Consider the following 10,275-nt stretch of genomic DNA (forward strand, 5'->3'; position numbering starts at 1 on the left):
GGTAATAGATTGGTTTTTTAGTTAGCTATCTGACTTTGAAAGAATATTTATAAGTAACTTAAATATTACGTTCATTTACAGTTGCGGGAACAGTGATGGATTTACACCATCTTCGTTAACACGAAAAACCTTTGGAGTCGCATTCTAGCGCAGCTACATTTTATTAGCAAATTTTAGGTGTTTAGATGGCTATTTGTTAAAGGTAACTTATTTGTGATTTGGTTATTAATAATTGCATCATATTAGAAATGGTAACAAGAATAATTTTCACTTAAAAAATAATCACTTAGTTAAATAAAAAGGTGGTTAAATTAGATAAATAACTATCAATCTACTAGGCTTTAAAGTAATTTATATTGAGTGTTTTATTTTCATATTATTATTTTTTATATGCGGAGGTGAACAATGCAAGGTAGTCCTAAAGTAATCGAAAGCTTAAATAACCTATTACACAATGAGTTAGCAGCGATAGATCAATATTTTATTCATTCTCGAATGTATCAAGATTGGGGGTTAGATAAACTTTATGATCAACTTGAGCATGAAATGCAGGAAGAAATTACTCATGCCGATGCACTGATTAAACGTATTTTATTTCTTGAAGGCGTTCCTAATTTAAAAAGTAGACGAGATTTAATTATTGGTGATGATGTACCGAGTATGCTCAGCAATGATTTAATTTTAGAAATGGAAGTGGTAACTGCATTAAAATCGACAATAGCGTTATGTGAAAGTGAAGGTGATTTTCAAACCCGAGAAATGTTAGAAAAGTTGCTGTTTGATACCGAAGAAGATCATGTGTATTGGCTTGAAAAACAACTGGGCTTGATTGAACGAATTGGTTTGCAAAATTATATTCAATCTCATATGGGTCAACATTTACCCGCATAAGGAGTTGTTATGAAAGGCGATACTAAAATTATCACTTTATTAAATAGTGTTTTAGCTATTGAATTAGTGGCGATTAATCAATATTTTTTACATGCACGAATGTATAAAAATTGGGGTTTAGAAAAGCTCAATAAAGCAGATTATAAAATATCAATTGAAAAAATGAAGCAAGCAGATAAATTGATTGAACGTATTCTGTTTTTAGAAGGCTTACCTAATTTACAAGACCTAGGGCGTTTACATATTGGCGAGCACACTCAAGAAATGCTGCAATCGAATATGGAATTAGAATATGTTTCGCGTGATGCTTTACAAACTCTAATTGCGGAAAGTGAAAAATTACATGATTTCATCACCAGAGATTTAGCAGAAGAGCTACTTGAAAATGTTGAAGAAAAAATTGATTGGGTTGAATCGCAACAATATATTATTGAGCATGCGGGTATTGAAAATTACTTGCAGTCGATGATGGAGTAATAGCTTCTATTAATCGTTAATGTTTTAAAGTAATAAGTAATAAGTAAATATATCTTAATTTAAGCGAGTTGCATCGTTAACTCGTTTAAATTAGCTTTAGAGTAAATAAAACTAAGCTACTTGGGATTGCGTTTCAGCAATTTGAAGTAGCTTTTTATTTAGTACACGTTTAGTGCACTGACAACACTTGCCGCATTGTGTGCCAACTTTAAGCTCGATTGCTAACGATTTCATTGTTTCAGCACCATTATCAATAGCAGACTCAATTTGGGTATCGGTAACACCGTGACAAAGACAAACGTACATACAAAATATCTCACATGAAAAAGATTTAATAATTTAAATTCAGTATACGCATAATAACCTTAATGATAATAGTTATCAATAGTGTTACTTTTGTTGTACGTCTTACTTAAAGTAAGTGAATGATCTTGCGTTATATTTAATTTGAATATTTTGGTTTGAGTATTTCGGTTTGAGTATTTAGTTTAACTATATAATCTAGTGTTACCCTATATTCGTTTATATGGTTTTAGGCGGGCGACTTAATTTGAGTTAAGGGAAAGAAAGTGAAAAGGAGCCGAAGCTCCTTACGTTTTTTGGCTACCTAGTACCTAATTTCTAGGTTCTAGGTTCTAGGTTCTAGGTACTTGGTCTGAACCCCTAAGTTAAGCGCCTACCAAATCTTAACGCGTTTTTCTGGCGCAATGTACATAGCATCTCCAGGTTTTACATCAAAAGCTTTATAAAACTCGTCTACATTTGATAATGAACCTAAAGCACGGAATTCAGCAGGAGAATGTGGGTCGGTAGCCACGCGGTTACGCAAAGATTCTTCTACCATTTTCATTCGCCAAATTTGAGCATAACCCATAAAGAAACGTTGATCGCCAGTTAAGCCATCAATAACAGGCGCTTCTTTACCATTTAATGATGCTTTGTAAGCTTTATAAGCAATAGTAACCCCAGATAAATCACCAATATTTTCTCCTAAGGTTAGCTCTCCATTTATGTTTAAATCATCAAAAACGTGATAATGATTGAATTGCTCAACTAAAGCTTTAGTGCGTTTAGAAAACTCAGCTAAATCTTGTTCGCTCCACCAGTTTCTTAAGTTACCGTGGGCATCATATTTACTACCTTGATCATCAAAGCCATGACCCATTTCATGACCGATAACAGCGCCAATACCGCCATAATTTACGGCATCTTCAGCCGCCATATTAAAAAATGGCGGTTGTAATATTGCTGCAGGGAAAACAATTTCATTTGCGGTTGGGCTGTAATATGCGTTAACCGTTTGAGGTGTCATGTGCCATTCCCATTTACGTTTTGTTTCTGCTAATTTTGCAATGGACTTTTCGTGAGACAAACGAGATGAGCGAATAATATTACCAACTAAATCATCACTATCAATTGTTAAGGCTGAATAATCTTCCCATTTATCTGGGTAGCCTATTTTCGGTGTGAAAGCCGCGAGTTTAATCTGTGCTTCTTTTTTTGTCTCAGCAGACATCCAGTCAAGGTCTTCAATACTTGTACCATAGGCAAGGCGTAAGTTTTCAACTAATTCACTCATGCGTTGTTTAGCTTTAGGAGTAAAATGCTGTTTTACATATATTTTGCCTATAACCTCACCTAAGTTACTGTTAACAACACCCACACCGCGCTTCCATTGTGGACGTTGTTCTTTGCGACCGCTTAATTGTTTTGAATAAAAGTCGAAGTTTTCGTTATCAATTTCTGTTGTGAGGTAACTAGCAAAGTTACTTAAACTGTGAAATGTTAAATAGGTTTTCCAATTCGCTAATGAGGTTTGAGCAAAAATATCACCAAAACCTTGCACAAAATCAGGTTGATTTATAATAATGTTTTCTATTGTATCAACCCCTTGAGCCGTTAAATATGTAGGCCAGTCAAACTCACTTGTTAACTGATTTAATTCATTAACTGCATATTTATTATAACGTTTTTCACTATTTCTACTCTCAACCTTAGTCCAATGGTATTTTGCCAATTGAGTTTCTAAATCCATAATGGTTTTAGCGGCAGTTTTACCATTAGGGATATTGGCTAGAGTGAACATTTTCTCTATGTGCTTAAGATACCCTGCACGTAAATTGACAAACCGTTCAGTGTTATTGAAGTAGTAATCTTTATCGGGTAAACCTAAGCCATTTTGCCAGATATGAGCAGCATAACTATTTGAGTTTTTAGCATCTACGCTAATGTAAAACGCTAATGGATTACTAACACCAACAGCTTGATATTGACCAAAAAATGCCGCTAACTCTGATTTATTAGTGATGTTATCAATCGCATCAAAAATAGGTTGTATTGGGTTAATGGCAAGGCTATTTCGTTTTTCGTTGTCCATATAAGAACGAAAAAGATCAGCCACTTTTTGTTCGTCGCTACCTTGTTTGAGGTTTTCAGTTGCTGCTAATGATTCAATAATAACATTCACATCTTCATCGGCTTGATCACGTAAATCATAGAATGAACCAATTGCCGTTTTATCATCAGGAATAACCGTTGTATTTATCCAATTACCATTGATGTATCGATAAAAGTTATCTTGTGGTCGAATACTGGTATCCATATTGGCTTTATCAATACCTGAAAGTAATGGCGACACTACAGGTGACACGACTGAAGTGTTGCTACTATTATCTATGTTAGCAGTAGGTGTGCAGGCGCTTAGCAGTATTAAAGACGAACATATTGCGCTAGTTATTTTTACTTTCATGAGTTTTCCTTGTTTATCTGCTTGTCAGCTGATTACCTTAAATATAGTTATCGGTGTATATATGAAGTAGGGAGCATTTGGCTGTATGTTATAAGCTAAGTTCCTGTTTTATCGATTCTACGGCGTAATGATAGTTATTTCTAGCTAACAAAATAACTGTTTACAATTATCTTTATGTTTAGCATATCGTGGGTTTGCGACAAGCTAATATTCAATGCTACATTGCTTATTTAATTAATACTGAAGGAAAAACAATAAGACCTTCAAGCTCGGACTCGGAGATTAGACTTAAATGACTTTACTTATTATTTTGGCTTGCGTTTTTTTTGCGGTGTTTTTAATGGTGGTTTTAGGTGAACGATTTGGTAAACCTATGAGTGAAGAGCAGCAACGTAAGTATAGTAAAATATTACCTATTTTAGTTTTTGTTCTAATTGGTGCCGCTATTATCAAAGCTTTTATATAAAGCGAGCTAAACGACTTTAATGCCTATGCATCATCAGGTAAAATTGGTCAATTATCATTATTCTTAAAGCAAAGGCTATCGCATGTATCAATTGCCCAAACTTGATTTAAAAAACAAAGTGTCAGATGAAGAGTGGCAGGTACGAGTAGATTTAGCCGCCTGTTATCGATTATTACAATTACACGGCTGGGACGATTTAATTCATACTCATATTTCAGCGCGTATTCCGGGTACTGAACATTTGCTTATTAATGCCTTTGGTATGGCATTTGAAGAAATCACCGCATCAAATTTAGTAAAAATTGATATTGATGGCAATATCATTGATAAAGACTGCCCGTTTGAAATTAACCCAGCAGGTTTTACTATTCATAGCGCTGTTCATGAAGCGCGCCATGAAGATCTTTGTGCTTTACATATACATACTAATGACACTATTGCCGTAGGTAGTTTAGAAGAAGGACTGTTACCATTAAGTCAATACTCAATGTTTGCCTTAGCATCGATGAGTTATCATGATTATGAAGGCCTAGCAGTAAATGATGAAGAAAAATTAAGGTTACAACAAGATTTAGGCGACGCAAACTTTATGTTACTACGTAATCATGGTGCCTTAACTATGGGTAAAACCATTGGTGATGCCTTTATGCACATGTATGACTTAACGCGAGCTTGTCAAATACAGTTGCAGATTATGGCAACAGGTATGAAGCCAATTTTTGCGCCGCAAAGTATTATTGATGGTATTAAAGCGCAGGCGAATGTTGTTCACAGCGGGAAAACAGGTGGGCAGACAGCATGGCCCGCCATGCTTCGCAGAGTATATCGCTCCGACCCAGCCTTCGATCAGTAATAAAAATTAGTAAGTAGTGGTTTATCTTTTTGCTGTATCGTCCTATTTATGCGTCAAAAGTACTCTCAAATTATTCGGGAAATAATTTGCACACCCTAAGGGTGACCTGAAAGGTGGAGTACAGGATGTACGGAATCTTGACATGCGTCAACTCCGTGCTTTTTCCTTTAAATAGAACAATACACCTTCAATCTAAACCACTACTGGATTTTAACGTGGTGAGCGTATTAATTACGTAAAAATTAAAATCACATTGAAATTAATCTTTTGAAATTAAGTTAAAAAAACAACCGAGAGACATATGAAAATAACTCATGTAGAAGTTTTTGATATTCATTGCCCTAAGCGTACTGCTTGGAATCCTGTTTTTGTTCGTATTCATACCGATGAAGGTATTACTGGTGTTGGTGAAGCGGGCTTAGCTTATGATTGGGGTCATAGCGCTGCTGCCGCAATGATTAAAGAGATCAGTGAGGCTGTACTTATTGGTTTTAATCCGTTTAATACCGAGCTTTTATGGTCACGTATGTTGCGTGAAAGCTTTTGGGGCTTAGGCGGCGGGCCAGTATTGTATTCAGCAATGAGCGCTATTGATACCGCGCTTTGGGATATTAAAGGTAAAGCGTTAGGCGTACCTGTTTATCAGCTTTTAGGTGGTAAAGTTAACGACAAACTACGTACTTATGCGAGCCAATTACAGTTTGATTGGGCGCCTGAAATATCTAAGCTAATTGAACCTGAACAATACGCAGAAGCAGCGCTTAAAGCGGTTGCAGAAGGTTATGATGCGGTTAAAGTTGACCCGATTGTTTATAACAAAGATGGTAGCTCTTCGTTTGATAGAACCAAATTATTTACTAATCCGCAAATGCGTTTATTTGGTGACAGATTACGCGCTATTCGTGATGCAGTAGGTGATGATGTGGATATTATTTTTGAATCGCATTCATTAATGGGCGCAGCCTCAGCGATTCAAATGGGCAAAATAGTAGAAGAAGTTGGCTGTATGATGTACGAAGAGCCAGTGAATTACTTAAACCCTGCGGTACATAAAAAAGTATCTGACAATGTAAACGTGCCAATTGCTGGCGGTGAGCGTTTGTATCATCGTTGGGATGTTCGTCCATATTTTGAAGATCAAAGTATTGATGTACTACAACCTGATGTTGGTTTATGTGGCGGCTTTACTGAAGCGAAAAAAGTGTGTGATTACGCCGATGTTTACGATATTCGTGTTCAAGCTCATGTTTGTGGCGGCCCAGTGGCAACAGCTGCGTCATTACATTTAGAAACGGCTATTCCTAACTTTTTAATTCATGAGCATCACACATATGCAATTAAAGACTGGAACCGTGAGTTATGTTTACAAGACCCACAACCTGTTGATGGTTTTTTCCAAGTCAGTGAAGAGCCAGGTATTGGTATTGAGCTTAATGACGCGGTTGTGAAAAAATCACCAAACGTGACGATTAAATCACTTAAGTAAAATCGCTTAAGTAAAGTCGTTAATAAGTTAAATAAGATACGACTAAGCTAAATTTTTGAAACGCATTGTTGGAGAACAATGCGTTTTTTTGTAGCTACAATGACTAGTTAAATTTGTAGATAACTTTACCTTTTAGCTTTTTCATGTGAATTTAAGTTTTCCATTAATAAGAGTAGATTCATGCATTCAAAAGAATGTCATGTATTGCTAGTATAATAAATATTTTAAAACACTACCTCTATAAGATGAGTGAATAAAACTCTGTTTCTATAAGATGAGAGAATAAAGCTATGTTGAACTACGATGACTTTGATGCAATTTTATTTGATATGGACGGCACCATTTTTGACTCTGAAACCGTTCATCGAGAAGCGTGGAAAATAACAGCTAAGCAGTTCTCTCAAGTGTTTACTGATGAAATGTATATACAGTTTATCGGCTTAACGACACCTGAAAGTATGAAGTTAGCCATGGAAATGTTCAATAACTCTGATGAGGCCGCTGAGTCATCAAAGAAGGTGGATATAACCTTATTTTCATCGTGTTATTACGAAAACCTTAAATTACTTGTGCAACAAGCTGTGCCGCTTAAAAAAGGATTTCTTGATTACCTAGCTAAAGTTAAGCAACTCAATAAACCGCTTGGTATTGTCACTTCTAGCGCTTCAACTGGTGTTAAGTCCAATTTTTATTCTTATGATTTTTACCCAGCGTTTACTTTGGTGGTGACTCGTGATGATGTGAAGAAGTATAAACCTGATCCTGCTCCCTACTTACTTGCCTGTGAACGGTTAGGCGTTAAACCAGAGCGTGTTATTGTGTTTGAAGACTCAAATGCAGGAGCTACTGCGGCACTTGCTGCAGGATGTTATACGATTGGTATTCCAGATCTTGTTGCTTTTAATGATGAAACGAGTAAACGGTTACATCGTGAGATAAAAAGCTTTGAGGTTTTATTGTAGCTTTTACTATAACTTTACTGAGATTGAGTTGTGTATTACTTGTTTTAGCTGACTTTATTCATTTAATAATAACTTGTAATGTTTTTTGGCGTTGTTAAAACAAAGAGCAGAGAGCAGTTGTTCAGGTTCACTTAAATTAAGCGCATTATGTTTAGTTAGTGAGCATACACTATTTATTTGGGATAATTCTCCCAATATTGTGCGCCAATAATCTTGATATGACTGGTTGAATAAACAAAGTGGAAAATTACTAGCTAGCATCACTCTGCTTTGTCCAAAGCTTAATAGGCAGTGTGTTAAAACCGCTTGTTGCCAATTACTTTTATAGTGTCTATCTGTCATTTCCCAGCCTGAACATTTAATACAGCAGTTGTCGAATCGGCTTAATAAATTGATAGCTTGTTGCCAGTTTTGCCATGCAATTAACGTTTTAAAATCGCTTTTTTTTATAGTTTCATTAAAAGCCACAGGAAAGCCAGCATGATTGATAATAACTTGCAGTTTTGGCATCAAGGTTAATATTTTGGTTAACTCATTAACAGCTTGAATATCATCAAGTGGCATTTGTATATCAAAGCTTAGCTTATGCTCAGAAAGGATAGCTAAGTTAGTAAGTACTTGCGGTTTTGGGAGAATTTCGCAGGCGTTATCATCTAAAATATAACGGCAGCCAACAACACTGTCATAAGCTAATAACTGCTTTAAATGTTGCTTAAAGGTTTCTTCTGGCTGTGTAATGTCTATAAAGGCAACTGCGCTAAAGGGGGTTGCTGTTATGACTTTTGTTAACCACTTTATTTCTCGCCAAGGTTGTTCATTATCAAACCCCGCTTCAATGTGAACAAAGCCCGCTAATTCATAGGGTGCATTTAATGCTAAATCATCAAGGTTAAAGTTTTTATTGATGATGTGTTTATCAGACCAATGTGGTGGGTTATCAGTTTTTAGCCACTGATAATCCCCTTTGGCTAAATCAAATAAATGTAAATGCGGATCTATTATTTTCATGGTTTGAATTTTTATTGCTACTGGGCGGTGTAACCACCATCAATTACTTGCAAACTGCCGGTGATGAACTTGGCTTTATCTGAAGCTAAAAATAATACCAACTCGGCAACTTCTTCTGCTTGGCCTAATCTACCTAATGGTTGCAATGCGGCTTCTTCCGCATGTACTTCATCTTTATTAGCGCCTGACTTTTCACAGTAATTATTAATCGCTTTATGATATAACGGTGTTTCAATCGTGCCAGGGCAAACCGCATTAGCACGAATATTAAATGATGCGTAATCAAGTGCGGTAGTTTTGGCGATAGAGGCGAGGGCGCTTTTACTCAAGTTATAAGCAAACGAATTGTGTTTGGCGACAAGTGCTTGCTCTGAAGACATTAAAATAATAGCGCCATTGTTGTTGGCCTTCATTGATGGTAATACCGCTTTAACCGCTGCATAAGCACCTTTAACATTGATGCTAAATACTTTGTCTAGATCAGCTTCACTGGTGTTTTCAATGTTAGCGGAAAAGTGAATGCCAGCATTAGACACTAAAACATCAATAGTGTGCTTATCAGCAATTGTGTTAACTATCTCATTGACTTGCTTAAGGTTAGTTACATCACACTGACAAAACTCGCCCAGCGGTGAGGGTGATAAATCTAAATTGAAAACGCGATAATTATTCTCTACGAACAATTTTACAATACTCAAACCAATACCTGAGCTACCACCTGTGATCACACATACTTTATTCATTTAACGTTTCCGGTTTTCTATTATTCAATAATATTTAAATGATACCTGTTAGTGTTGGCAACTTCCATTTAGTTCTTGGTGTAGTTTCGCAATAATGAGGTTATAATATTGGCAATTTGATTAATGAGGTTTTTCCATGAGAGCTTGTGGCGTAGAAATTAAAAGTAATGAAGCAATTATTTGCATCATGACAAAAGAAAATAACTTGTATGATATTCCTCATACACGCGTACAAAGAGTGACGCTTGAAAATGCTGGTGATGCTGAAGCAATAAGAAAATTTCAATTCACTTTTGCTAAACTGATGGAAGATTACCAAGTAACACACGTGCAAATTAAAGGTCGTGCAGTAAAAGGTAAATTTGCAGGTGGTGCTATTGGTTTTAAGATTGAAGCGGCTATTCAATTAATTGCTGACTTAGAAGTAGAAATTTTAGCAGCTACTTTTCTTAAGAAAGAATTAGCCAGAAGTCAGGTTGATATTGATTTTAGAGATACCGGCTTAAAGCAATTTCAAGAACAAGCATTTACCACGGTTTTTGCTTATTTAGAATCTAAAAATCACGCTTACCCTGCAGAGTAATTTATACCAAGTTGATTAAGTTCTTTCCCACTCAGCGAAAGTTAAAAGGCTTAGAGG

General features: G+C 35.9%; 11 protein-coding genes and 1 riboswitch. Of the genes, 7 read left to right on the top strand and 4 right to left on the bottom strand.

All coding sequences use genetic code 11. The annotated features are described in order from the left end of the window. Positions 1-5 precede the first annotated feature (5 nt). A riboswitch (cobalamin riboswitch) is annotated at positions 6-164 on the bottom strand. A gap of 241 nt (positions 165-405) precedes the next feature. Both bfr (KO502_RS01335) and bfr (KO502_RS01340) read left to right on the top strand, forming a co-directional pair. After that, entirely contained in the window at positions 406-891 is a 486-nt protein-coding gene (gene bfr, locus KO502_RS01335; protein WP_216020751.1) for a bacterioferritin, read from the top strand. A gap of 9 nt (positions 892-900) precedes the next feature. After that, entirely contained in the window at positions 901-1,368 is a 468-nt protein-coding gene (gene bfr / locus KO502_RS01340) for a bacterioferritin (RefSeq protein ID WP_216020752.1), read from the top strand. Between the two features lie 111 nt (positions 1,369-1,479). Here bfr (KO502_RS01340) and KO502_RS01345 read toward each other — a convergent pair whose 3' ends face one another. Beyond that, complete coding sequence (locus tag KO502_RS01345) at positions 1,480-1,674, bottom strand: (2Fe-2S)-binding protein (protein WP_216020753.1); 195 nt, start codon at positions 1,672-1,674, stop codon at positions 1,480-1,482. A gap of 370 nt (positions 1,675-2,044) precedes the next feature. Further along, positions 2,045-4,117: a M13-type metalloendopeptidase gene (locus KO502_RS01350; RefSeq protein ID WP_216020754.1), complete on the bottom strand. Its 2,073-nt coding sequence runs from the start codon at positions 4,115-4,117 to the stop codon at positions 2,045-2,047. Positions 4,118-4,409: 292 nt separating this feature from the next. On the opposite strand from KO502_RS01350, the gene KO502_RS01355 reads away from it, so the two are divergent. From KO502_RS01355 to KO502_RS01370, 4 genes are all read left to right on the top strand, one after another. Next, on the top strand, positions 4,410-4,583 hold the full coding sequence (locus KO502_RS01355; RefSeq protein ID WP_216020755.1) for a hypothetical protein: 174 nt from the start codon (positions 4,410-4,412) through the stop codon (positions 4,581-4,583). An 82-nt stretch (positions 4,584-4,665) separates the two neighbouring features. Next, positions 4,666-5,436, top strand: coding sequence for a class II aldolase/adducin family protein (locus KO502_RS01360; protein WP_216020756.1), 771 nt, complete (start codon positions 4,666-4,668; stop codon positions 5,434-5,436). A gap of 301 nt (positions 5,437-5,737) precedes the next feature. After that, positions 5,738-6,922, top strand: coding sequence for a mandelate racemase/muconate lactonizing enzyme family protein (locus tag KO502_RS01365; RefSeq protein WP_216020757.1), 1,185 nt, complete (start codon positions 5,738-5,740; stop codon positions 6,920-6,922). A gap of 290 nt (positions 6,923-7,212) precedes the next feature. Then, positions 7,213-7,884: an HAD family phosphatase gene (locus KO502_RS01370; protein ID WP_216020758.1), complete on the top strand. Its 672-nt coding sequence runs from the start codon at positions 7,213-7,215 to the stop codon at positions 7,882-7,884. A gap of 54 nt (positions 7,885-7,938) precedes the next feature. Here KO502_RS01370 and KO502_RS01375 read toward each other — a convergent pair whose 3' ends face one another. Further along, a complete protein-coding gene (locus KO502_RS01375) occupies positions 7,939-8,892 on the bottom strand; it encodes an amidohydrolase family protein (RefSeq protein ID WP_216020759.1) in 954 nt (317 codons plus the stop codon). 17 nt (positions 8,893-8,909) lie between these two features. Further along, positions 8,910-9,635, bottom strand: coding sequence for an SDR family oxidoreductase (locus tag KO502_RS01380; protein ID WP_216020760.1), 726 nt, complete (start codon positions 9,633-9,635; stop codon positions 8,910-8,912). A gap of 136 nt (positions 9,636-9,771) precedes the next feature. Between KO502_RS01380 and KO502_RS01385 the strand changes: the two genes are divergently transcribed. Continuing rightward, positions 9,772-10,218 (top strand): DUF3010 family protein, encoded by a 447-nt coding sequence (locus KO502_RS01385; protein ID WP_216020761.1) that lies wholly within the window; start codon positions 9,772-9,774, stop codon positions 10,216-10,218. Positions 10,219-10,275: the final 57 nt, after the last annotated feature.

Source organism: Colwellia sp. E2M01, assembly GCF_018860585.1.
In the GTDB taxonomy this organism is placed as follows: Bacteria; Pseudomonadota; Gammaproteobacteria; order Enterobacterales; family Alteromonadaceae; genus Colwellia.

What these genes read in the sequence shown, in the direction of transcription:
- bfr (WP_216020751.1), top strand. Translation starts at nt 406, where the DNA reads ATGCAAGGTAGTCCTAAAGTAATCGAAAGCTTAAATAACCTATTACAC.
- bfr (WP_216020752.1), top strand. Translation starts at nt 901, where the DNA reads ATGAAAGGCGATACTAAAATTATCACTTTATTAAATAGTGTTTTAGCT.
- KO502_RS01345 (WP_216020753.1), bottom strand. Translation starts at nt 1,674, where the DNA reads ATGTACGTTTGTCTTTGTCACGGTGTTACCGATACCCAAATTGAGTCT.
- KO502_RS01350 (WP_216020754.1), bottom strand. Translation starts at nt 4,117, where the DNA reads ATGAAAGTAAAAATAACTAGCGCAATATGTTCGTCTTTAATACTGCTA.
- KO502_RS01355 (WP_216020755.1), top strand. Translation starts at nt 4,410, where the DNA reads ATGACTTTACTTATTATTTTGGCTTGCGTTTTTTTTGCGGTGTTTTTA.
- KO502_RS01360 (WP_216020756.1), top strand. Translation starts at nt 4,666, where the DNA reads ATGTATCAATTGCCCAAACTTGATTTAAAAAACAAAGTGTCAGATGAA.
- KO502_RS01365 (WP_216020757.1), top strand. Translation starts at nt 5,738, where the DNA reads ATGAAAATAACTCATGTAGAAGTTTTTGATATTCATTGCCCTAAGCGT.
- KO502_RS01370 (WP_216020758.1), top strand. Translation starts at nt 7,213, where the DNA reads ATGTTGAACTACGATGACTTTGATGCAATTTTATTTGATATGGACGGC.
- KO502_RS01375 (WP_216020759.1), bottom strand. Translation starts at nt 8,892, where the DNA reads ATGAAAATAATAGATCCGCATTTACATTTATTTGATTTAGCCAAAGGG.
- KO502_RS01380 (WP_216020760.1), bottom strand. Translation starts at nt 9,635, where the DNA reads ATGAATAAAGTATGTGTGATCACAGGTGGTAGCTCAGGTATTGGTTTG.
- KO502_RS01385 (WP_216020761.1), top strand. Translation starts at nt 9,772, where the DNA reads ATGAGAGCTTGTGGCGTAGAAATTAAAAGTAATGAAGCAATTATTTGC.